25 protein-coding genes, 2 tRNA genes and 1 pseudogene are annotated in these 22,470 nt (G+C 63.7%); 15 read left to right on the top strand and 13 right to left on the bottom strand.

Translation table 11 applies throughout. The annotated features are described in order from the left end of the window. The first annotated feature begins 33 nt into the window (after positions 1-33). From VXM69_RS24110 to VXM69_RS24100, 3 genes are all read left to right on the top strand, one after another. A complete protein-coding gene (locus tag VXM69_RS24110) occupies positions 34-1,113 on the top strand; it encodes a tyrosine-type recombinase/integrase (protein ID WP_367189337.1) in 1,080 nt (359 codons plus the stop codon). Between the two features lie 297 nt (positions 1,114-1,410). After that, positions 1,411-1,881, top strand: a complete 471-nt coding sequence (locus VXM69_RS24105; protein WP_367189336.1) for a hypothetical protein — start codon at positions 1,411-1,413, stop codon at positions 1,879-1,881. After that, entirely contained in the window at positions 1,871-2,437 is a 567-nt protein-coding gene (locus VXM69_RS24100; protein ID WP_367189335.1) for a hypothetical protein, read from the top strand. Before VXM69_RS24105 ends, VXM69_RS24100 begins: the two co-directional genes overlap by 11 nt. Positions 2,438-2,486: 49 nt before the next feature. Here VXM69_RS24100 and VXM69_RS24095 read toward each other — a convergent pair whose 3' ends face one another. Further along, a complete protein-coding gene (locus VXM69_RS24095) occupies positions 2,487-2,774 on the bottom strand; it encodes a DUF3892 domain-containing protein (protein ID WP_080287783.1) in 288 nt (95 codons plus the stop codon). 557 nt (positions 2,775-3,331) lie between these two features. Between VXM69_RS24095 and VXM69_RS24090 the strand changes: the two genes are divergently transcribed. Beyond that, positions 3,332-3,408, top strand: a tRNA-Met gene (locus VXM69_RS24090). Between the two features lie 218 nt (positions 3,409-3,626). Next, positions 3,627-4,001 (top strand): annotated as a pseudogene (locus tag VXM69_RS24085) (transposase); the annotation flags it as partial. A 221-nt stretch (positions 4,002-4,222) separates the two neighbouring features. Here VXM69_RS24085 and VXM69_RS24080 read toward each other — a convergent pair. Continuing rightward, positions 4,223-4,663, bottom strand: a complete 441-nt coding sequence (locus VXM69_RS24080; RefSeq protein WP_158512070.1) for an NUDIX domain-containing protein — start codon at positions 4,661-4,663, stop codon at positions 4,223-4,225. 444 nt (positions 4,664-5,107) lie between these two features. Between VXM69_RS24080 and VXM69_RS24075 the strand changes: the two genes are divergently transcribed. Together VXM69_RS24075 and VXM69_RS24070 are read left to right on the top strand one after the other, a co-directional pair. Further along, complete coding sequence (locus VXM69_RS24075) at positions 5,108-5,680, top strand: hypothetical protein (protein ID WP_367189334.1); 573 nt, start codon at positions 5,108-5,110, stop codon at positions 5,678-5,680. 80 nt (positions 5,681-5,760) lie between these two features. After that, on the top strand, positions 5,761-6,021 hold the full coding sequence (locus VXM69_RS24070; protein WP_367189333.1) for a pyocin activator PrtN family protein: 261 nt from the start codon (positions 5,761-5,763) through the stop codon (positions 6,019-6,021). Between the two features lie 20 nt (positions 6,022-6,041). On the opposite strand, the gene VXM69_RS24065 is transcribed toward VXM69_RS24070, so the two are convergent. The 3 genes from VXM69_RS24065 to VXM69_RS24055 form a co-directional block, all read right to left on the bottom strand. After that, positions 6,042-6,533, bottom strand: a complete 492-nt coding sequence (locus VXM69_RS24065; RefSeq protein WP_367189332.1) for a hypothetical protein — start codon at positions 6,531-6,533, stop codon at positions 6,042-6,044. 2 nt (positions 6,534-6,535) lie between these two features. Further along, a complete protein-coding gene (locus VXM69_RS24060) occupies positions 6,536-7,732 on the bottom strand; it encodes a hypothetical protein (RefSeq protein ID WP_367189331.1) in 1,197 nt (398 codons plus the stop codon). A gap of 247 nt (positions 7,733-7,979) precedes the next feature. Beyond that, the gene (locus VXM69_RS24055) at positions 7,980-8,633 is read right to left on the bottom strand and encodes a DUF4145 domain-containing protein (protein ID WP_034187364.1); all 654 of its coding nucleotides are present in this window, start codon (positions 8,631-8,633) and stop codon (positions 7,980-7,982) included. Between the two features lie 321 nt (positions 8,634-8,954). On the opposite strand from VXM69_RS24055, the gene VXM69_RS24050 reads away from it, so the two are divergent. From VXM69_RS24050 to VXM69_RS24030, 5 genes are all read left to right on the top strand, one after another. Next, the gene (locus VXM69_RS24050; protein WP_034187363.1) at positions 8,955-9,350 is read left to right on the top strand and encodes a hypothetical protein; all 396 of its coding nucleotides are present in this window, start codon (positions 8,955-8,957) and stop codon (positions 9,348-9,350) included. 173 nt (positions 9,351-9,523) lie between these two features. Further along, complete coding sequence (locus VXM69_RS24045; RefSeq protein WP_034187362.1) at positions 9,524-9,817, top strand: hypothetical protein; 294 nt, start codon at positions 9,524-9,526, stop codon at positions 9,815-9,817. A gap of 259 nt (positions 9,818-10,076) precedes the next feature. Further along, a complete protein-coding gene (locus tag VXM69_RS24040; protein ID WP_049034931.1) occupies positions 10,077-10,568 on the top strand; it encodes an energy transducer TonB in 492 nt (163 codons plus the stop codon). Between the two features lie 320 nt (positions 10,569-10,888). Further along, positions 10,889-12,199 carry an MFS transporter gene (locus VXM69_RS24035; protein ID WP_367189330.1) on the top strand — a complete coding sequence of 437 codons (1,311 nt, stop codon included), beginning with the start codon at positions 10,889-10,891 and terminating at the stop codon, positions 12,197-12,199. A gap of 104 nt (positions 12,200-12,303) precedes the next feature. Continuing rightward, a complete protein-coding gene (locus tag VXM69_RS24030) occupies positions 12,304-12,483 on the top strand; it encodes a hypothetical protein (protein ID WP_034187359.1) in 180 nt (59 codons plus the stop codon). Between the two features lie 20 nt (positions 12,484-12,503). Here VXM69_RS24030 and waaC read toward each other — a convergent pair whose 3' ends face one another. Continuing rightward, complete coding sequence (gene waaC, locus VXM69_RS24025) at positions 12,504-13,502, bottom strand: lipopolysaccharide heptosyltransferase I (RefSeq protein WP_034187358.1); 999 nt, start codon at positions 13,500-13,502, stop codon at positions 12,504-12,506. A gap of 170 nt (positions 13,503-13,672) precedes the next feature. Between waaC and VXM69_RS24020 the strand changes: the two genes are divergently transcribed. Continuing rightward, on the top strand, positions 13,673-15,232 hold the full coding sequence (locus VXM69_RS24020; RefSeq protein ID WP_367189329.1) for a chloride channel protein: 1,560 nt from the start codon (positions 13,673-13,675) through the stop codon (positions 15,230-15,232). A gap of 116 nt (positions 15,233-15,348) precedes the next feature. Here the strand turns inward: VXM69_RS24020 and VXM69_RS24015 are convergent, their stop codons facing one another. The 5 genes from VXM69_RS24015 to VXM69_RS23995 all read right to left on the bottom strand — a co-directional run bounded on the left by VXM69_RS24015 (position 15,349) and on the right by VXM69_RS23995 (position 18,638). Beyond that, positions 15,349-15,750 (bottom strand): YXWGXW repeat-containing protein, encoded by a 402-nt coding sequence (locus VXM69_RS24015; RefSeq protein ID WP_034187356.1) that lies wholly within the window; start codon positions 15,748-15,750, stop codon positions 15,349-15,351. 160 nt (positions 15,751-15,910) lie between these two features. Further along, complete coding sequence (gene minE / locus VXM69_RS24010; protein ID WP_006486661.1) at positions 15,911-16,165, bottom strand: cell division topological specificity factor MinE; 255 nt, start codon at positions 16,163-16,165, stop codon at positions 15,911-15,913. A 12-nt stretch (positions 16,166-16,177) separates the two neighbouring features. Further along, positions 16,178-16,993: a septum site-determining protein MinD gene (gene minD / locus VXM69_RS24005; protein ID WP_006486674.1), complete on the bottom strand. Its 816-nt coding sequence runs from the start codon at positions 16,991-16,993 to the stop codon at positions 16,178-16,180. A gap of 60 nt (positions 16,994-17,053) precedes the next feature. Beyond that, the gene (gene minC / locus VXM69_RS24000) at positions 17,054-17,833 is read right to left on the bottom strand and encodes a septum site-determining protein MinC (protein ID WP_200087418.1); all 780 of its coding nucleotides are present in this window, start codon (positions 17,831-17,833) and stop codon (positions 17,054-17,056) included. Positions 17,834-18,002: 169 nt separating this feature from the next. Beyond that, complete coding sequence (locus tag VXM69_RS23995) at positions 18,003-18,638, bottom strand: GNAT family N-acetyltransferase (protein WP_226103946.1); 636 nt, start codon at positions 18,636-18,638, stop codon at positions 18,003-18,005. A 545-nt stretch (positions 18,639-19,183) separates the two neighbouring features. On the opposite strand from VXM69_RS23995, the gene VXM69_RS23990 reads away from it, so the two are divergent. Continuing rightward, positions 19,184-20,344, top strand: a complete 1,161-nt coding sequence (locus tag VXM69_RS23990; protein ID WP_069706115.1) for an alkane 1-monooxygenase — start codon at positions 19,184-19,186, stop codon at positions 20,342-20,344. Positions 20,345-20,439: 95 nt separating this feature from the next. Here the strand turns inward: VXM69_RS23990 and VXM69_RS23985 are convergent. Both VXM69_RS23985 and serS read right to left on the bottom strand, forming a co-directional pair. Further along, positions 20,440-20,530: transfer RNA gene (locus VXM69_RS23985), tRNA-Ser, on the bottom strand. 117 nt (positions 20,531-20,647) lie between these two features. Next, on the bottom strand, positions 20,648-21,949 hold the full coding sequence (serS, locus tag VXM69_RS23980) for a serine--tRNA ligase (RefSeq protein ID WP_367189328.1): 1,302 nt from the start codon (positions 21,947-21,949) through the stop codon (positions 20,648-20,650). Positions 21,950-22,199: 250 nt separating this feature from the next. Between serS and VXM69_RS23975 the strand changes: the two genes are divergently transcribed. Then, positions 22,200-22,469, top strand: a complete 270-nt coding sequence (locus VXM69_RS23975; protein ID WP_034187351.1) for a DUF2164 domain-containing protein — start codon at positions 22,200-22,202, stop codon at positions 22,467-22,469. Position 22,470: the final 1 nt, after the last annotated feature.

The following is a 22,470-nucleotide window of genomic DNA, read 5'->3' as shown; positions in this document are numbered from 1 at the left end:
TCCACGGCGTCATCGTAGGCCGTGATCGGAAATATGAAATTCCCGCTTTTTCGAGTCGGCAGTGTTTGGCACTACCGCTTCCAGATCGATGGAGTTCGGATACAACGTTCGACGCATGAAACGGTCAAGCATCGCGCAGAAGCAGTTGCCGAGTGTGCATATCGCCACGCGCGCCTGTGGGCGCGCGGGGCTCTGGTCCCCACCCTTCGTCAACTGGTCCGGGAGTGGCTGGCCGCACATGAAACCATCCGTAGCCATGCCTATATACGAAATGTCGAAACATTCGGGCGTCTGCATTTGTACGGATTGGCCGATGTTTTGGTCGACGAGTTGACAACGCCGCTGGTCGAAACCGCGATGTTGGATCATCGGCGCAGCCATGCCGCAGCTTCCGTGAATCACTGGCTGAACCTGCTCAAGGTCGTCTGCAAATGGGCAGTGAGACGCAACGTAATGCCCACCATTCCTTGGTCAGTGAAGGCGCTAAAGGTCCAGAAAAGGCCACGTGCCACATTGCCCGTTTCGCGGGTCGCGGAATGGCTTGCTGCCGTCGACGACTACGCCCTCGATTGTCCAGGACTGTCGATCGCGGTGCGGCTCGCGTTCGGCCTCGGTCTGCGGGAATCCGAAATCATCACAGCGCGATGGGATTGGATCGACTGGGAACGCGGCACTTACACGCCAGGAGTTACCAAAGGCCGTGAGGCTGATCCGATTCCAATGTCGGACTGGCTCATCGACTACCTACGCACACGCCGACAACCGGTCGGCTTGATCGTCACCCGTCGACGCGGCCAAGCCTATCGCTCGGGCTTCCTTCGTCCCGTGTTGCGCAGTGCTAACGCGGCTTGCCAGTTGGTTGGCATCACGCCGCATAGGCTCCGAGGCACATTCGCGACACTGTTGAGCGAGAACGGTGCGTCGGTATCAACCATCCAGCGCGTCATGCGCCACAAGGATCCCATGACGACCATGCGCTACCTCGAAGCCAATCTCGCCACTGCGGCACTCGCACAGGCGTCCATCGCCCGGATTGCCGGCCTGCAAATCAACCCTGAACAGAGTGGCGAGAAAGTGGCGAACAGCACTCCGCAAACCCGCATCGACACTTGAATCCATGATTAACACGACTTGTCTGCAAAAACGGACCGCGCGGGGTGGAAATTGGCCCTTCGAAGCTGCGCCTCCGGGCCCTTCGACGCCCTCACCCCTCCTCGGCAGGCCGGGCGGGTCCTTACCCGCCCTGCCGGGAACACGGGCACTGCGCGCGCCCGTTCTTCCCGTTCTTTTGAGGAAAAAAAACACCTTACAAGTCGGAGCGAAATCGCAACGTTCGTGCTGTAAGGAATCTGGAAAGAAATTTTCAAAATCGCTGCAATCGCCCGTGCATCAAGGAACGAAGGAGTGGTTATGGATGCTGTAACGTCGACGGACCGTGTAACGCCGGACCTGACAAGTCGGCCCGAAAATCGGCGCGAGATCGTCGGGAAAAAGGCGCTATGCACTCGTCTCGGATGGTCGCGACCGGCGCTCGATCGGCGGCTGCAGCGCGACGCTTCCTTTCCTGTGCTGCACTGCGGCAAACAGGGCGAGCCTTGGCGATTCGATCTGCCGGCCGTGATCGCGTACCTTGAGGCGGCCGGCTCGACCCCGCGCCCGTCGAAATCGGGGCGAACGCGTGCGCTTTCAATGTCGTCGGAGGCCGGCTCGGACCTCTGCCGTGACCTGGCACATGCGCGCGCGCTTTATCGCGTCATTGCCGATCTCGTGGCCGAGCTCGGCGTGACGCTCGGTCGAATCGGATCCGCCATCGACTCCGACGCGGCGTCATTGCGTTCGGGGGCGCCAGTCACCAACGTCGAGAACGAGCATGACGATTGACTCAGATCGCATTGACGCGCAGCGCGCGCTCGTGAGTAAGAGCGCGTTGTGCCGGTTGCTCGGATGGTCGCGGCCAAAGCTCGATTTGCGATTGGAGACCGATCCTCACTTTCCGGTCGCATCCCGCGGCGTGAAAGGCGGCGGTTGGCGATTCGATACGGCGGACGTGGCTGCCTACCTAGGCGGCGCGGTATCGTGGGGCGGATCGACGGAGCTCGATGCGATCACCCGTCCGACTGGTCGACTGCCTCGCGCGGCCACCGTCGAGCATCGTGGCGAGCATTCGGCTCGACAACGGCGCGATGCAGTTCAGGCCGAGATACTCGAGGACAAGCTTCGGCGTGATCGCGGCGAACTGGTGCAGACCGAGGAGATGCGGCGAGTGATCCGCTCTCTCCAGAGCGGCATCAATAAGGGTCTAGATCGACTCGTGGGCCCAGTTGCCGAACTGGTCGGAACAGCAGGCGCAGAAGCCATCATTCGCGAGCTTGTTGATGAGTTGCGCAACATGATGGCGGCCGATTTACGGCCGCTTCTTGAACGACAGCGGATCTGAAATTGAAGCCTCCAGCGAAGTCCCCACCGTCAAGACCGGTGATAGAGGCTCATGGGCATTCTGGCAAACTAAGCAAATTGTCCAGGGTCGTTGTATCCCGCGTGGTCTTCAAATACTTTCGCCCCTCGGGAGTCTTAGCGATAACGACATCCGCCGTTTGACCACCGCCACTTACGTAAAACTGCCATTTTCCCGTCTCGATTCCAGAAATCGCATCGGATTCGGTAATTTTCCATCTCGTGCCGTCGGCGTTCTGCCCCCCGATATGGGAAATTGCCTCGTGTCGACTTGCCCGATTCGTTTTATTGATACACCGAACTTGATGTCTTGTCGCCATCGTTAGCCCCGCAAGAGAATATGTTTAGATTGTCTCTTGCGAACAACCACTGGAACCACCGCAAGAGAGTCATTAATATGCTCTCAAATTTCCGCCCATTGAATATCGGGAAAACCCTTTTAACTTTTCAAAATAAGTAGCAAAGGTAACTGCCCGGATCATTCTCCATCACATTATTGTAGCAGGCGACTTCAAATAACCACGCAGCGGCATAAAGTCGATATGAATCTGCTCAAAACCATCAAAAAATGGAATGCTTGTAGCGCTGCACGTCTGACGCTCGTCCGACTCGACAGTCTAACGTTCGGAGAAGCACTCGCTGATTACGCGCGCTGCGGTGGGCGCATCTTCGCGCATCTCAATGCATGACGATCGGCTTCGAGTTTTCTAGGGAGACGCTGTGGACGCGTGTCGAGCGGACTGCGCAGTTCCTCGGCTTCGCCCCCAGCTTGACGGTGACGACATTCGGCTGCTGTGCGATGGCAACGCCGAACAGGCATCGTAAGAAAGTGCTAGCTCAGTTTGACGTGGCGCGGCAGTCCACGTACACTTCGCGCCGCGGGGTGGAGCAGTCTGGCAGCTCGTCGGGCTCATAACCCGAAGGTCATAGGTTCAAATCCTATCCCCGCAACCAACATCGAAGCCCGCTCTGCGACAGCAAGCGGGCTTTTGCTTTGAGTTGGTCGCACCATAGAAAGCCGGTTGCGCTAAACCTGCTCGTAGCACCGGGCTGAACTGGACTGCACCGTGCCCCCTCTTGCAGATTTAAATCGGCATTCGACGGGTTGTCACCGGAGCCGCTGAGGAATTCCCGGTGGATGTGACCACCCACGCACGAGCGTTACCATTGCCAAGCCGCTGTCGACGAAGTCCGCGCTCGCCAAGGCGATCAGTTACTCGCTGAACCACTGGGCAGCCCTCACGTTCTACTGCGAGGACGGTCGAGCCGAGATCAGCAACGTGCTCGCCGAAAACGCCTTGCGCTGTGTCGCGCTCGGACGCAAAAATTATCTGTTCGTCGGCTCCGACAGCGGGGGCGAGCGGGCCGCCGCGATGTATAGCTTGATCGGGACGTGCAAGCTCAACGGCATCAACCCGCGTGCCTACCTGGAATACGTCCTGACCGACATCGCTGATCACAAGATCTCTCGCATCGACGAATTGCTGCCCTGGAACGTGGCTGACAAACTGAACCCCGTCACCCCGCCCACACTCTCAACCAAGTAGATCTGGATAGATTTAGATGGATCGTGCCCACGATCGCCGATCACGGACACGATCGCTCGTGATCAACACGGACTCCTCCACGACATCACCATCATGCCTCACGCGCGCGCGAAAGGGTAAACGGTCGGGCCGAGCCACTTACCGGTTCTGGGTCGTCTACAGCGAGCAACACGACGGCCGATAGGTTTGTATCTACGTTCACCGTCCGTAGCAAGGGCAGACTACTCCTTGGTGACACGACAGTTGAGTTCCCAGAGAGCTGTCTTGTTTGAATCCCAGCGCAGTAGCGCATTAATCTCTCGATATGTTCCCCAACGCACGTCCACGTGTTCGCTTGATAGAACAAGCTCCTTGTCTGTGCAGTCCAGCCCGAAGCAATATTCGGGGATGACAAACATGTCAGTCGGCCAATGTCCGCGGTCGGTGAAGTGCTCAACAGGAATCGACGCCCGACTTTTTAGCGATCGAACCCTGCTGCGTGAGCCAACGCCGACTTCTTCCTGGCATTCCCTGACTGCCGCCTGGAACGGAGTTTCACCAACTTCTCCGCCGCCAGCGACACCCTGCCAATGTCCATCGTCAGAACGTTTGAGGGCGGCGAACGTCGACCCTTTACAGCCGACACGATAAGGAATGGCAAGGATCTGAAACGGGGCGCGCATTGATCTCTCCTCCCCAAAAAACTCGCAGTATAGGACGTGTTGGTGGAGCGGGAGTTTGCTTACGCTAGCAAGTCGCGAACAGACGCCGCACAGATCGCGATCTTCGTCGACGCGCCGGTTCCGTTGTTCGGCCCTCGCTAGATCGATGGTCAGCCCCATCGCCAGACAGGCATCAGCGAGCGCGACGTGATGAATGAGCATCGGTCAACTGCATCGATGAACCGCTGCCTTGGGATGTGGCCGCCAAGTTGGCCACGCGATCCGCTCCGCTCTCAGCGATAACCTGATCTCCGCAACGTCTACCGAGTACTCATCAACGCGCTATCAATAGCTTGCCATCCGCGAGCGAGCGATCGCGAACGGTCGGCGTGAGGCGCTTACAGTCTGGTGAATCGAAACGCAAACAGCTAGCATCTATGCCTTTAATGCTTGGAGCGATCGGTCATGGGTGTGATGCATTCCGTCATCGCGTGGATGAGCGAAAGCGCTAACGCCAGCCTTGCGGGCTGGGCACAAGCCATTGGCGGGGCACTCGCCGTTGTCGCTGCCTTTCTGTTTCCTACATTGCAGTCAAGACGGGAAGCGAAGCTGCGTGCTGACGATCGGCGCATAGCAACGCTTGCGCATGCCGGCGCGCTGCGGTTGATCGCTATCGAATGCGAAGAGGCGATCCAAGAACTCGTCGGCACGCTGCAACTCGCGCCGGATTCGCCACCTCGCCACTATGGGTTCCCGCTGCCCGACCACCCGCAGCTTGGGATATTCGCAGAGTCGATGGGAGACCTGCTGCCTCGTATTTCCTCGCTGCTCCAGCAACCGGCCTTGCATGACGATCAGATCAAAGCGTTGGTCGCAATCCGTAGCTGTTTGAAGGAAGCCAGGCTTATTTTTGATGGCGTACATAGCCCATATCAAGAGTTTGACTCAAAAAGAAAGGAGCAAGCGCGAACGGTCCTGGACCGGATCCAGACATTGCGACAGGAAGCTCAAACTGTCTACGCGACCATTTCCGCATGACGGTAATGGCAAGTCATCGAACAGCGGAGCGCATGATCGGTGAATCACTCTCATGCGTCAATCAACTGACACCGAGGACCATGAACACTGCCTTCCTACTGATGGCCCAATACGGCGCGACGGCGATCGTCTCGGTCGAACTCGTCTGCCGCGACTATTTCTCACATCTCACCGTTGCACAGTTTGTCCGCAAAGTGAATGCTGGGGAGATCGCCATTCCCCTCGTCAGAATGGAAAGATCGCAGAAGTCGGCCAAGGGGGTTCATATACAGGATCTCGCGATCTATATCGACGAGCGTCGATCCGCTGCGCTGAAGGAATGCGCTCAGTTGCGCGCGTAGCCGCTGGTCGCGTACATCGATCAATTGACAAGACTGATGCCGATTGCAAGCGTGCTTGCAATGGCAAGTATCGCGCTTAGCCACCCACAGGTTTGGCCGGCGATATTGATTTTCCTTCCAGCGGTGAGAGGATCAAACGCCCGGTCAATTTTCTTGGTGAGGTCGTATACCTCGGCCATGCGCGACTTGACCTCGTTGAGGTTCCTGTCAAGGCTCAACCTAACGAGGTACATGTTGAGAATTGCCAAGGCTACACCGAGCCCGTATCCGAGCAATATGGCAGCACCGATCCACTTCGGCTGCTGCAACCTCCCGCCCGCCAACAAAGTCGCTGCCCCAGCGAGAGCCGCCGCATTTAACACGACGAGATGTTTGACCGTCTCAAGATCCCACGCAGAAGACAGTTGGGCCAAGCGCTCCCACCATTGCTCGAGTGACGACCGCGCTGCGTGCCGGTGTGCAAGCTCTTTCGCCTGCGCGTCGTCCCCTACACGATCATTTCTGACGTCCATGGCTAGGCCTCTTTGTCCAACCCTGCTACCCGAGAGAATATCGGATCGAGGACGTCGCAAGATGCTCGCGCCCAAGCTAGCCATTGCCCGATCTGGGACGCCTCGGAGACGTCGATTCCTCGGTCTTGCGCGAGGCGTTCGACCCGATGAAGGTAGCGCCGTCGACGTTCACATGCATCAGATTGGTCCGCCTCCGCGAATAATGCGTCGACGGCGGCTCTCTCTCGTTGAGCCGCCTCCGTTGCCGTTTGATCGTGCCACGTCGCATTCTCGATACGGCGCCTCATTTCGGTAATCTGCCGTGCCTGTTCTTGCCGATCTTCTTCGCGCGAGTCAAACCCAAGCACAGCGATCCTCAATCGCGCGGCAAGCATATTTAGCCGCTCTTCAAGCGTAACGTCGGCTTCATCTCGCGCTCGAATTTCCTTGCCAACATGCAGGCTTTCTCGCATGGTGATCCGCAGTCTTCGAAGCGGCCGCTGCCTATCGTAGCCAACGCCGCTCACCGTTTTCTCGGTCATTTCGGACAATCGAAACTGCATGGCGATGTCCTTGCAAGCAATCACCGTATGCGTGTCCGTGAGACGCACCTTGAATCCGCGCGCCTCCATTGCGACGAAAAACGCGTCAGCGATCGAAAGTGCTCTCTGCCGAGAATCAGGGGTGACGACTACGGCCGCGTAACCAGGTCCGACATCCAATATGCCGCCCGGTTTGGTCACCTTCCACTCGACCTCATGGAATCTCGGCTCTCCAAACGGATTGCGGCTCGGTTTATTCTCGATCGCAATTTGCCGATCGACTTCGGCCAAGCGCTTGGCCAGTGCCTTGATTAGGCGATGACACCACTCGCCGTGCTCTGTTGGTTTAATCTGGCTCGCAGGTCGCGCCTCCTCCCGTTCAATCCCTTCCCGGCTCGCTGTCCAATCTGCCGGCTCCGCGACGCGACGGGTATACGCCTCGGGTTGAGCGTAGAACACCGTCTGGCCATCATGACGTGGCAACGGTGCCCGTTTGACCTTCTGGCCGGCGCGCAGCTTCGCCCAATAACCGAGCGGCGGCAACGGTACTCCCAACTTATGGCAGACCTTCCTCAAGCCATTGTCAGACATCCCGTACCTCTTCGATACGGTGCTCACCGGATCAGCCCATACCTCCTCGTATAGCGCTGCTCGCTCGAATTCGATCACGTCGTCCATGGTTGTTCCGTCGCCCCGTTGCAAGGTCGGTTGCCCGCGATTCAGCACAGACATGACGCACGCGCCACTTCGCTCGCAAAAAATCGTTCTAAGCCTTACCTGCATTGGCGGAGCGATGCACCACTACCCGTGCCCTGACATCGACCAACGCACCGGGGATATCGACCGGAGCTATACCGGATCCTGGTTTGCAGCTGGCGCGATTTGCACCACGAAGACTTCGTGCACGCAACATGCCTCATGGCTGTTATTTCATCGGTGGTTTGCCCGCAGCGCCGAGTTTTGCGTCTAGCGCTGCTCGACGCTGGCGCGCTTTCTCGGGCTGCACGTAGAAGAAATCAAATAACTCCTCGAGCACATCCAGGTTCCATTCGGCCTCGTGCGGCTCCACGGGCAAAATCTGGTTGGTGCTTGAGTCCTTCATTGGGTGCGCAGCGAAATTTCCGATATTGCGGATCGCGTCTACGTTATCGGCCAATGCTGCGGGAAGGATTTTCGCGTCCAGCACCGCTTGGATAGCTGGTGCCAAATCCTTCTGCGCAAAGCCGTTCTCGCGCAGAACGAGCTGAAGACAGCGTCGGCTTAACGCCGCAGAGGCTTTTGGACTATCACCCAGCACTGCGCACGCTTCATGGAAATCCTCAGCAATATGTGCCGGAACTTCTTTTGGCGGGCGTTGACGTCCAGAGGACTTGGGGTAGACGAGCACCGGGCCAACTTCAGGATGAGGTGCGGCAGCCTGACCATACAAGTAGATAATTGCATCATTGCAAGCTGGACAAGTCATATATGCAAGCTGCCATTGGTGGAATCCGATCTTGTTCCACCAATGCGGCCCCCCGCTCACCTTTTCGTCTTGCAATGACGGGTGGACCTCGACAGCGCAATGCGGACACTTCATGTTTGGCGATCCCCGTAGATTTATTGGGCCGTTTACGGTGCCGTAAACAGGTCTGTCAAGCAAGGACGGCCAACTTGGTCGCTTTTTTGGTGGGTTGGTTGGCGGGTCAATTCTACGAATACCTTCCAAATCCTTTACCTACAAGGATCTTTAGCGGACACCGCTTCCGCCAGGAAGTTCGCCCAACCCCGTCCATTCATCGAATGACGGGGTTTTTGTTTGGCGGTTTGCCCGTGCGTGCGTGCTCCTCACGTTCCGACGCGTCGCGCCGGATGCCGTTACAATCCCGCGCTCCGATTCGCGAAACGGGAAACCCACTTCATGAAGCCCCTCATCGTCTCGTCGCTCGTCGCCATGCTGGCCGCCGTCAGCACGCATGCGGCCGCCGACACCGCGTCCGGCAGCGGCGCGCAGGCATCGTGCGCGATCGCAACCGTCAGCGGCGTCGGCGGTTCGCCGCGCGGCCTGAGCGAATACCTCGCGAGCCCGGCACCGTACAACTACCTGAAGGACAACGATCTTCAGTGCAAGGTGTCGGACGACGGACGCACGTCCAATTGCACCGGCGTCACCTACCTGCGCAACGAACAGGTCAGCGTGTACGACGATTCCGATCCGGCGACGCTCACCGTCGTCGCGCGCGTGGAACTCGACCACGGCCAGAAATACCCGGTGATCATCGTCGTGCAGCGCAAGGATGCGCGCTGCAAGCCATGACGCAGCCTCGCACGCGCCGCTTCCAATCGGGACGGAACGTGCCCGAATGCCGCGCCGGAAGCCTCCCGGCCCGCCCCGCGATCACCTAGAATTCGTTCAACACGGCGACACGACCGCCGCCGCGTACTCGATGCCGCACGCGCCACCCCTGCGCGCGGCACACGGAGATCGCCATGACCGAACTGTCGAGCGCGACGCAACCCGTCGATTACGAAGGCTTCGAGATCCATGTCGTGCCGGCCGCCGCGCCCGGCAGCGACACGCGCCATACCTACACCGGCTACGTGTGCCATCCGGGCGCGAACCCCGCGCTGCCCGGCCATGCCGTGGCGTTTCACGCGGATGGCGAGGAAAGCTTCGCGACCGTCGACGAGGCCGTCCATGAAGCCGTGCACATCGGCAAGAGCATCATCGACGGCACGCACCCCGACCTGTCGGTACTGTCGCTCGTCACGCACGGCTTCTGAACCCGGTGAAAGGCCTCGCGGGCGATCGCGCGGCCGGCTGGCCGCGGTGCGCACCGGCCGGACGATCGCGGCGTGCCGTGCCTTTCAACCTTGCGCCACGCACGCAGCCGCCACGCGTCGCGTTACATCGCGATGCGACCGCCCGGCCGTCATCATCGGCGAACGCAGTGTCCGGCGTCGCGCGCTATGCGTTTCTCCCCATATCGTCTCGCGCCGGGACGCCTATCATTTTTTTATAGTCCCTTCCGGCCGTCACCTCATGCGCCCCCCTCTCCGTCCGCGCGTCGCCCGGCTGCGTGTTGCCGCGCTGGCCGTCGCCGCCCTGCTTGCCGCGTGCACGATCACGCCCCCTTCGTCGCTACACTCGGTGCTGACGATTCCGTCGATCGTCCGCAGCGGCAACCTCGACCAGTATCGCGTCGAAGTCGCGCACCGCGTCGCCGAGCGCAATCCGTCCGGCATGCTGCGCGGCACGCCGCAGGCGATGCTCCGATCGCTCGTCGTCGTGTCCTTCACCGTCGACGGCAGTGGCCGTCTCGTCAACGCGTCCGTCTATCGCAGCAACGGCGACAGCGAGGCCGAAGCGCTCGCCCTCGCATCGCTGCGCCGCTCGACGCCGCTGCCGGCGCCGCCGTCGCGGCTGCTCGACGGCAACGGCCGGCTCGAACTGATGGAAGGCTGGCTCTTCAACGACGACGGCCACTTCCAGCTGCAAAGCACGGCGTCCGCGCAGGCGCAATCGATCGACTGACGCGCCGCCGCCGCGCGATTGCCGGCCTGCGGCGGCGCTGGCTATAATTTTCCGCACCCGCGCGGCCATCACGCCGCGCGCGCGTTCGCGCGCTCCACCCGGCACGCGAGCCGACCACGCCGGCACCGGGCGGCGGCGACCTACCCGTCTCCATCGTCGACCGGCGGGTGACGTCCGCGTCACGGCGCGCGTCCACGCCGCCCTCGCGTCATCCGCAGCATCCGCCGCACCCGCATCATCCGCTCGGCCGCACCCGGCAGGCGCCCGCCTGTCCGGCCGCACCCCCGGCCGACCGCCCCAACGACAAAACGGAGACATCCATGTCCGCATCCCCCCCGACCGTTGCTCACGCAACCGGTTCGGCCGGCGCCGTCAGCCACCGGCGCATCGTGTTCGCGAGCTTCATCGGCACCGCGATCGAGTTCTACGATTTCTATGTGTACGCAACGGCCGCCGCGCTCGTCATCGGCCCCGTATTCTTCCCGCATGGTTCCGCGACCGCACAGGCGCTGTCCGCGTTCGTCACGTTCGGCATCGCGTTCATTGCCCGCCCGATCGGCTCGTTCCTGTTCGGGCACTTCGGCGACCGCATCGGCCGCAAGTCGACGCTCGTCGCGTCGCTGCTCGTGATGGGCGTGTCGACCACCGCGATCGGCTTCGTGCCCGGCTACGACGCGATCGGCACGCTCGCGCCGGTGCTGCTGTGCGTGCTGCGCTTCGGCCAGGGCATCGGCCTCGGCGGCGAATGGGGCGGCGCGGCGCTGCTCGCGACCGAGCACGCGCCGCGGGGCAAGCGCGGCTGGTTCGGGATGTTCCCGCAACTCGGGCCGTCGGTCGGCTTCCTGATGTCGAACGGCCTGTTCTTCGCGCTCGCGCTGTCGCTGTCCGACGAACAGTTCCGCAGCTGGGGCTGGCGCATTCCGTTCCTCGTCAGCGCGGTGCTCGTCGCGCTCGGCCTGTACATGCGGCTGAAGATCACCGAGACGCCCGCGTTCCAGGCCGCGCTCGAGCGCAACGAACGCGTGCGCGTGCCGGTCGCGACGCTCGTCACGCAACACTGGCAGCCGACGCTGCTCGGCGCGCTCGCGATGGTTGTCTGCTATACGCTGTTCTATATCTCGACGGTGTTCTCGCTGTCGTACGGCGTGACGGCGTTGCATATTCCGCGCCAGAGCTTCCTCGGGCTGCTGTGCCTTGCCGTCGTGTTCATGGGGCTCGCGACGCCGCTGTCCGCCTGGGCGTCGGACCGCTTTGGCCGCAAGCCGGTGCTGATCGCCGGCGCGATCGCCGCGCTGCTGTCGGGTTTCGCGATGGAGCCGCTGCTCGGCAGCGGCTCGATGCCGCTCGTCGCGCTGTTCCTGACGATCGAACTGTTCCTGATGGGCGTGACGTTCGCACCGATGGGCGCGCTGCTGCCGGAGCTGTTCCCGACCAACGTCCGCTATACGGGCGCGGGCGTGGCATACAACCTCGGCGGGATCCTCGGCGCGTCGATCGCGCCGTATATCGCGCAGCTGCTGGCGGCGCGCGGCGGGCTGTCGTGGGTCGGCGGCTACGTGTCGATCGCGGCGGCGATCAGCCTGATCGGCGTGCTGCTGATGCGCGAAACGCGCGACGCATCGCTCGTCTGAGCCTCCGGGGCGACCCGGGTTGCGCGGCGGCAGGCGCTGCCTATACTCGATCCTGGGCGCGCCGTTGCGCGCCCGGGGATCCCGCCCCGAAAGGAGCCGCCGCCATGACCATCCGCCTCGGCAATGCCGATCTCGTCCTGATCCTCGCACTCGCGCTGGGTGGCGCGCTGCTGCTGGCGCTGCGGTTCCGGCCGAAGACGTGGCGCGGCCTCGTGTTCGAGGCGCTGCTGGCGAATCTGGCGGCTGTCGCCGCCGTCATCACGGTCGAGGCGCTGCTGGCCTGAACCGGCCGGCGGCCCGGCCTTCAGGCGGTCAGTCGCGCGCGCTGCGCTCCATAGGCAGGGGCGACCGCATCGATCGCATCCAGCGCCTCGTCGACGGACGGCATCGCGCCGGGCTCGCCGATCGACAGCGCGTTCGGCGCACCGCCGATCCCGCAATGGTGGCGCGACGTCGCGACGAAAATCATCACGGTCGGCCGCCGCAGCGCGTGCGCCATATGGACGAACCCCGTATCGACCCCCACCACCAGCGCGGCCCGGCCGAGCGCCGCACCAAGTTCGCGCACCGTCATCGCCGGTAACACGATCGCGCCCGGCGCGCGCGCGGCGATGTCCTGCGCATCGTCACGCTCGGCGCTCGATCCCCACGGCAACAGCACCCGCACACCGCTCGCCATCATCTGCGTGGCCAGCGCGGCCCAATGGTCGGCCGGCCATTTCTTGTCGGGATTCGACGTCGCATGGAACAGCAGCATGAACGGTCCGCCGTCGGTCACGGCCGGCGGCAGGTTCGCGTCCTGCGGCGGAACGATGCCGTATGACGCGATGCCTTCGGGCCGGTAGCCGAGCGCCTCGCCGGCGCTCACGCGCATCCCGTGCCACGCGTCGCAATCCGGCCGCGGGCCGAAACGATGCGAATACGCGAAGCGCGCGCCCGCTTCGCCGAGATCCTGCGTCTGGTAGCCGACACGGCGCGCGGCGCGTGCCAGCGCCGAGATGATCGCGCTCTTGTAGACCCCGTGCAGATCGATGACCGCATCGTAGCGATGCGCGCGCAACGCGCCGATCGACGCCGAGATCGCCTTCAGGTCGCCGACGTTCCGCAGCTTCTTGAAGCGACGCAGCGGCGCGCACAGCACGGCGCTCACGCCCGGATGCCAGCGCACGACCTCGGCACACGATTCGTCCACGGCCCAGTCGACCGCCACACCGGGAAAGGCACGATGCAGGTCCGCGACGACAGGGAGCGTCTGGACGACGTCGCCGAGCGACGTCACTTTCACGATGAGGATGCGTTTCACGTTTGCGGGAAAGAGCCAGCCATTTGGGGATGCTAACGACGGATGCCCGTCGCGGACATTACTTCCTGATTACATTTGCAACGAAATGCTACAACCTTGCAAAACATTGTCACCCGACTGCGCGGCCCCGGTTCTTTCTATAATCGATCCTTTGCCTGATGGCCCCGCCGATGCCACGCCCCGCGCTTCCCGCCCTGTTTCCCGCCCTCACCCGCCGCTCGCTGCGAATCTGGCGCCAGTACGGCGTCTTCTGGCTCGGCGCGATCGTCGTCGGGCTGGCAGCCGTACTTTACGCGCGGCTGATCGACTGGGGCTACGAGTCCTTCCGCGCGATGCGCGAGCACGCCGCATGGTTGCCGCTGCTGTTGACGCCCGCGATCGCCGCCGCGTCGGTATGGCTCACGCGCCGGTTCTTCCGTGGCGCCGAAGGCAGCGGCATCCCGCAGGTGATCGCGACGCTGCATGCGCGCCCGAGCGCGTTCGGCGCCCGGCTGCTGACGCTGCGCATCCTGTTCGGCAAGGTGCTGATTTCGTTCCTGGGCATCCTGGGCGGCTTCACGATCGGCCGCGAGGGGCCGACCGTGCAGGTCGGCGCGGCGCTGATGTTCAACCTGCGGCGCTTCTACCCGCGCTCGAACGCGCAGATCGAACGTCAGCTCGTGCTGGCCGGCGCGGCAGCCGGGCTGTCGGCCGCGTTCAATACGCCGCTCGCCGGGATCGTGTTCGCGATCGAGGAGCTGACGCGCAGCTTCTCCGCGCGCGCCAGCGGCGTGCTGATCACCGCGATCATCCTCGCCGGCGTCGTCGCGCTCGGCCTGAACGGCAACTACACGTACTTCGGCACGATCGACACGGGCCTCCACTTTCCGAAGCTGCTGGCGGTCGCGGTGCTGGTCACCGCGATCGTCACGGGCATCGCCGGCGGCTTGTTCTGCTGGCTGCTGCTGAACACGGGGCGCTGGCTGCCCGCGCGGCTGCTGGGCCTGTATCGCGAGCGGCCGATCACGTTCGCCGCGCTGTGCGGCTTCGCGATCGCCGTCGTCGGCCTGGTGTCGGGCGGCACGACCTTCGGCAGCGGCTACGCCGAGGCGCGCGGCCTGCTCGACGGCAGCCAGCACCTGTCGGTGTTCTATCCGTTCCTGAAGATGATCTCGATGGTCGCGTCGTACCTGCCGGGCATCCCGGGCGGGATCTTCGCGCCGTCGCTGTCGATCGGCGCCGGGTTCGGCAACCTGCTGCACGTCGTGTTCAACAACATGAGCCTGCCGATGCTGATCGCGCTCGCGATGGTCGGCTATCTGGCGGCCGTCACGCAGTCGCCGATCACGTCGTTCGTGATCGTGATGGAAATGATCAACGGCCATGCGCTCGTGATTTCGCTGATGGCGACCGCGCTGGTGTCGAGCCGGGTCTCGCGCTTTTTCGCGCCGCCGCTCTACGAAACGCTCGCGCAGCGTTATCTCGCGCCGCCCGCGGCGGCCGCCGCACCCGCCGCACCCGCCGCGGCATCGGCGGCGAGCACGGCGGCTGCGACCGGCGTGACCGAGCCGCAGGACGCCGCTGCCGCGCCCGCCGATCCGCTCGACACGTTGCGCGACGAAGACGGCGACGAGGCTGTCGCTGCGACGCCGGGCGCCCCCACGGCGCACGCGCCGGCTCCGGATGGCACCGAACCGGCCGCGCCCGGCGCGAGTGGCCCCGCGCAGCCGGGCCCGCGCGACGCTCAGTAGATCACGACCGGTGCGGGCCGGTAGTAGACGGGCCGCGCCGGCACGACGACGCACCCGGCCAGCGTGATCGCGACGAGCGCGACGGCGATGACGGTTCTTCTCATCGCGCGCCTCCGTCACGCCCAGTGGCCACGGGTCCAGAACCAGTTCGGACCGCGCTGGTCCCAGTGGCCCGGCACCCATTGCATGCCGACGCGCTCGGCTTCCCAGTGGCCGCCGATCCACACGTAGCGGCCATGGTCCCAGTGCCAGTGCCCGCGCTCCCACACGTAGCCCACGCGCGCGGTCGGCACGACCTCGTAGCGCACGGGCGGCGGCGCATTCGGCGCAACGACGACGATCTCCTCGGTGCGCACGGCAACCGGCTCGGCGACGACCACACGGCCCTGCGGCGCGATCACGGGTGTGCCGACGAGAATCTCGTCCGCCTGCGCGGCAAACGGCGCGACGACGGCTGACAGGCCCGCGGCAAACAGCGCGAGCGAAACGATACGACGTTGAACAGATGAGACAGCCATCACAACCTCCTGGTTGAACAAATAACGCGAGCGTATTCGTTCAATGCGGCAGGGGCGATTACGGCCGACAGGCGCCGTGTTACGGCGTGCCCGAAAGTGCAACAGGGCGTAAGACGCGCACGACGGCGGGCGCCGCCGTGCGGAGGGACACCGGCAAGCGTCAGGCTTGCGGGATCTCGATCTTCACTTCGAGGACTTCGAGGTCGTCCTGGCGCTCGAGGCTCACGCGGATGTCATCGTTCGAAATATGGACGTACTTCGAGATGACGGCGACGAGTTCCTTCTGCAGCGCCGGCAGGTAATCGGCCGGCGGCCGGCCGCCGACCCGCTCGTGCGCGATGATGAGCTGCAAGCGCTCCTTCGCGACCGATGCGGACTTCTTCTTCTCGCCGAGGAGAAACGAAAGGATGGACATGGGCGGCCTCCGTTACTTGCTGCCGAAGAGGCGCTGCAGCAGGCCCGGCTTCTGGTAGTCGGTGAAGCGCAGCGGCTTGTCCTCGCCGAGGAAGCGAGAGACGACGTCCTTGTACGCTTCGGCGACGTCGGTGCCGTCGATATGCACCGCCGGCAGACCCTGGTTCGACGCGTGCAGCACGGCTTCCGACTCGGGCACCACGCCGATCAGCTTGATGCGCAGGATCTCGCTGATGTCCTCGAGCGACAGCATCTCGCCTTCGCTCACGCGCTTCGGGCTGTAGCGCGTGATCAGCAGGTGTTCCTTGATCGGCTCCTTGCCTTCGGTCGCGCGCTTCGTCTTCGACGACAGGATGCCCAGAATGCGGTCGGAGTCGCGCACCGACGACACTTCCGGGTTCGTGACGATCAGCGCCTCGTCCGCGAAGTACATCGCGTGCAGCGCGCCGGCCTCGATACCGGCCGGCGAATCGCAGACGATGTATTCGAAATCCATCGCGACGAGGTCGTTCAGCACCTTCTCGACGCCGTCGCGCGTCAGCGCATCCTTGTCGCGCGTCTGCGACGCCGGCAGGATGAACAGGTTCTCGCACTTCTTGTCCTTGATCAGCGCCTGGTTCAGGTTCGCTTCGCCCTGGATCACGTTCACGAGGTCATACACGACGCGACGCTCGCAGCCCATGATGAGATCGAGGTTGCGCAGGCCGACGTCGAAGTCGATCACGGCCGTCTTGTGGCCGCGCAGCGCGAGACCGGACGCAAAGCTCGCGCTCGTCGTCGTCTTGCCCACGCCGCCCTTGCCCGAGGTCACCACGATGATTTTTGCCATTTACCCAATACCCTGTGTTCGTCAATGAGAGCCGATCGATCCGGAGCGTGCCGCGTGAATTTACGTCAGGCGCAGCGGTTCGATCATCAGTTTTTCCTCTTCGAGCCGGATCTGCACCGATTTGCCCAGTACGTCGGCGGGCAGCGGGTTCTCGGTTGTTCGATAGATACCCGCGATCGAAATCAGTTCCGGTTCGAGACACGTGCAGAAAATGCGCGCGTCGTGATTGCCGTGCACGCCCGCGAGTGCGCGGCCGCGCAACGGCGCGTAGATGTGGATATTGCCTTCCGCGATGATCTCCGCGCCGTGACTGACCGGCGCGAGCACCACGAGGTCTCCTTTCGCGTAAATCTGCTGCCCCGAACGCAACGGCCGGTCGATCACGAGCGTCTGGCCGCCCGGCTGATTCGATGCCGGCGCCTGCTCCGACGCCGGTTCGGGCGTCGCCGCGGCGGCCGCGGCGACGACGGCCTCGGCGATCGGCGACGGTTCCGCGCCCTCGGCCGGCTTGGCGGCCGGCACGCGGCGATCGCGCGCCTCGAGCAGCGGCAGGCCGGCTTCCCCCGCCCAGCCCTGCGTGGCCAGTGCGACCACGCCCACCGGGCGCATCCGCACGTCGTTCAGCATCTGCCGGATGTCCGCGAGCGCGACGCGTTCGCCGTCAGCCAGGCGGCGGACGTCGATCGCGACGACATCGTCGGCGAAAAACTCGGGAGTCGCTTCGAAGCGCTTGACCAGTTCGGCACGCAACGCATCGAGATCGGTCGTCTTCACGGTGAACAGCAACGTATCGACCGATCCGCTGCGCAGCTCGAAGAATGGCGATTTTTTAAGCGACATGGACACTCTGCAAAAATTTTTTGCGTATTTTACAGGCGTCCACGCGTGCGGCCATTATTTTTGGGACTCGGGGTGGCGGCGGCCCGGGCGGGCAAGCGACCGGCAGGGTGACAGGCAAGCGGACGGCGGAGCCCTCATCGCGCCGCGCGGCCCGCGTTTCGACGGGGCGTCAGTGCTTCACCTGCGACACGAACAGCGATTTCATCGCGCCCGGCATCCGCGCGACCGGCGCATGTTCACCGGTGTTGCCGAAACCCGCGCGCTCGTAAAAACGGATCGCGTTGCGGTTCGCATCGGCGATCCATGCATAGACTTCGCTCGCGCCGCGCTCGGCGAGCCAGGCGGTAGCCGTCTCCAGCAGCAGCACGCCGCCGCGCAGGTGGCGCACCGCATGCGCGACCCACAGTTCGCTGACGAACGCGCGCCGATCAGGCGTGTTGTCGAAATACGCGCCGATCATGCCGGCCGGATGGCCTTCGGTGTACAGCAGGAAAGTCGTCGACTCGTCGGACACGGCGCGCAGCGCGGCAATCGCCGACGCCGCGTCCGTTTCGACAGTCAGCAATTCGGCCTCCGGCGCTTCGCCCGGCGCATAGGGCTCACGCAGCGATGCGGCGCGGAGTTCGCGATACACGCCGCCCTGGTCGGCAACGATACGACGAACGGTCAAGGTCGAACTCATGCAGGCACAGCCCCCTTCGGACAGCAAGCTATTAGCTTCAACCGAAAGCGGGGCATGAGTCAAATCGTTATTTTCAAATGACGGCGCGGATCGAAAGGCAACAGGTGTCACCCGCGGCGACATGAGCCGACCGGTGTGCAGGTGCAGCATCGGCATGCCGATGCGCACCGACGGACAACCGTCGACGGTTCGCCGCTCGACGTCTCGCCCGGTTCGCCTTGCAATGCGCGGCAGTCGCGTTTCGAAGTGCACCGCCCGTCATGCTCGCCATCGTAATGTTGCGTAATACGAGCAACCCAAAACGTGTTCCGACCTTGGCCGCGCCCCTTCGTTTATTGCGACGCAACATTTGTTGCAGGCGAGCAGGATCGATGTGCGCGCACGCCACACCTCCCGATTCGTCTGACCAGCGCGCGGGATGCGTCGGCCGATCCGGTCTCCACCGGATGTTTCAATCAGCGCGTGCCGGCCCTTTCGGGCGCGACTCGCGCGCGGCCCTCCGTTTGGAGTCGCACGCCTAGCGCCGATGTTTGGCAAGCGCGCGCACGGGTCGTATAACAGGCAGAACCGGGCAACGATCCGGTGGCGCCGCGCGTGTCGCGGGCCGACGAGGATTCGAACAACCGTGCATGCGGCCGCCCATCGGGCCCGCTGACTGGAGGGAGACAATGGCAATGACCGACGGATCGGCCGCGAGCTGGTCGGATGGCAAGCGTTACCTGTGGCTGCTGGGCGCACTGACGATCACGCTGCCGATCCTCGCCGCGCAGCTCGCGCTGTCGACGGGCCTTCACGTGTTCTGGTGGTTCGGCCCGCTGTTCGCGTTCGGCGTGATTCCGGTCCTCGACACGCTGATCGGCGACGATCGCGACAACCCGCCCGAGGCCGTCGTGCCGCACCTCGAACGCGAGCGCTATTACCGGTTCATCGTCTATCTGGCGACTTGCGTCGAATACGTCGCGTTCTTCATGTGCGTATGGATCGTCGGCACGCACGCGCTCGCGTGGTACGACTACGTCGGCTTCGCGCTGTCGCTCGGCGCCGCGACGGGCATCTCGATCAATACCGCGCACGAGCTCGGGCACAAGACCGACCGCTTCGAACGCTGGCTCGCGAAGATCACGCTCGCGCCGGTCGCGTACGGCCACTTCTATGTCGAGCACAACCGCGGCCACCACGTGCGCGTCGCGACGGCCGAGGATCCGGCGAGCGCGCGCTACGGAGAGTCGTTCTGGGCATTCCTGCCGCGCACCGTGACCGGCAGCATCCGCTCGGCATGGCGGCTCGAGAAGGCGCGCCTCGAACGGCTCGGGCGGTCGCCGTGGACCTGGCGCAACGAGGTGCTGCACGCGTGGGCGATGACGGTCGTCGTGTGGGGCATCGCGATCGCGATGGCCGGCAAGGTCGTGATCCCGTTCCTCGTGATCCAGGCCGTCTACGGCGCCTCGCTGCTCGAAGTCGTGAACTACGTCGAGCACTACGGGCTCGGCCGCCGCAAGCTGCCGAGCGGCCGCTACGAACGCTGCACGCCGCAGCATTCGTGGAACAGCAATCACGTCGTGACCAACCTGTTCCTGTACCAGTTGCAGCGGCACGCCGACCATCACGCGAACCCGACGCGCTCGTACCAGGCGCTGCGCCACTTCGACGATTCGCCGCAACTGCCGGCCGGCTACGCGACGATGATCCTGTTCGCGTACGTGCCGCCGCTCTGGTATCGCGTGATGAATCCGCGCGTCGTCGCGCACTACGGCGGCGACATGGCGCGCTCGAACATCAAGCCGTCGATCCGCGACCGGGTGCTGGCGCAGTATCCGGCCGCGGCGTGATATCGGCCGGGGACGGCGCCGCGGCCGTCATTGCATGGCCGCGAACCCAAAACGAAAAGCCCCTTGATCCTTCCGGATCAAGGGGCTTCGTATTTTGGCGGAGAGGGTGGGATTCGAACCCACGGTACGGGGAAACCGTACGCCTGATTTCGAGTCAGGTACATTCGACCACTCTGCCACCTCTCCTTCCTTACTGCATTTCGCGTTTGGTCATTTCCGCGAAAGAAAAGATTATAAAACGATCTCTTCTTGGCTGACAAGCCCTTTGTGCAAAATTTTTTGCGAGGGCTTCGCAGACCTGCGTTACGACGCCTGTGCCGGCGTGTCGATGCGCGCCATGCCGCCCATGTACGGACGCAGCACGTCCGGCACCGTGACCGAACCGTCCGCGTTCTGGTAGTTCTCCAGTACCGCGACGAGCGTGCGGCCGACGGCGAGACCCGAACCGTTCAGCGTATGCACGAGCTCCGGCTTGCCCTGCGCGTTGCGGAAACGCGCCTGCATCCGGCGCGCCTGGAACGCCTCGGTGTTCGAGCAGCTCGAGATCTCGCGATAGGTGTTCTGCGCGGGCAGCCACACTTCGAGGTCGAACGTCTTCGCGGCCGAGAAGCCCATGTCGCCCGTGCACAGCGTGATCACGCGGTACGGCAGGCCGAGTTTCTGCAGGATCGCTTCCGCGTGGCCGACCATCTCGTCGAGCGCCGCGTACGACGTTTCCGGCGCGACGACCTGCACCATCTCGACCTTGTCGAACTGGTGCTGGCGGATCATCCCGCGCGTGTCGCGGCCGTACGAACCGGCTTCCGAGCGGAAGCACGGCGAATGCGCGGTCAGCTTGATCGGCAGCGCGGACGCGTCGACGATCGACTCGCGCACGGTGTTCGTCAGCGAGATCTCCGACGTGGAGATCAGGTATTGCGTGACCGTGTTCTCGGCGCCGCCCTTCTCGACGCGGAACATGTCGTCCGCGAACTTCGGCAGCTGGCCCGTGCCGTAGAGGATCTCCGGGTTCACGATGTACGGCGTGTACGTCTCGGTATAACCGTGCTGCTGCGTGTGCGTGTCGATCATGAACTGCGCGAGCGCGCGGTGCAGGCGCGCGATCGGACCGCGCAGCATCGTGAAGCGCGCGCCGGCGAGCTTCGCGCCCGTCTCGAAATCGAGGCCGAGCGGCGTGCCGACATCGACGTGATCCTTCACCTCGAAATCGAACTGGCGCGGCGCGCCCCAGCGGCGCACCTCGACGTTATCGGCTTCGTCCTTGCCGACCGGCACGCTTTCGTGCGCGACGTTCGGCATGCCCAGCATCAGGTCCGACAGGCGCGCCTGGATGTCGCCGAGCCTGGCTTCCGACGCCTTCATGTCGTCGCCGATCCCGCCGACCTCGGCCATCACGGCCGACGTGTCCTCGCCCTTCCCCTTCATCGCGCCGATCTGCTTCGACAGGCTGTTGCGACGCGCCTGGAGCTCTTCGGTGTGGGTCTGGATCGCGCGGCGTTCCGCTTCGAGTGCGGAAAACGCGGCGACGTCGAGGGTGTAGCCGCGATCGGCGAGGCGCTTCGCGACGCCGTCGAGGTCTTTGCGCAGCAACTGGATGTCGAGCATGGGAGGACTTGGAAAATCGTTGTGTAAGACGGGAATTCTAACGCACCGCGCGGCCGCCACGGCACCGGCCGAACGGACAATGCGCCAAACGGGCGGCGGCCATGGCAACATGGCCTTGCCGCCCCGTACGCCGGCGGCCGGCGAATCGCGGTACGCCCGACCGTTGCGGATCGCAAAACCGCGGCGCCGGCGGGCGGCAACCGATCGGGCGAAGCACCCGGCTTCGCCTCACCGCACCCGAGGGGACCCAATGACCATCGAACTCGACAAGGATGTCCGCGACCGCGCAATCGCGTCGCTGCAACGCTATTTCACGGAAAACATGGACGAGCCGATCGGCAACATCCAGGCCGGCGCGCTGCTGCACTTCTTCGTCGAGGAAATCGCACCGGCGATCTACAACCTCGCGATCGCCGACGCGCAGGAACGCCTGCATGCGCGCGTCGCCGAGCTCGACATCGAATGCCACGAGGAGCCGTTCGAATACTGGAAGAAACAGCAGCCGGGCCGCAAGCGCTGAC

The sequence above is a fragment of the Burkholderia sp. Ed8 genome (assembly GCF_040761425.1).
Lineage (GTDB): Bacteria > Pseudomonadota > Gammaproteobacteria > Burkholderiales > Burkholderiaceae > Burkholderia > Burkholderia seminalis.
The sequence above is the reverse complement of the archived record's forward strand: the minus strand, read 5'-3'. Positions and strand labels throughout refer to the sequence as shown.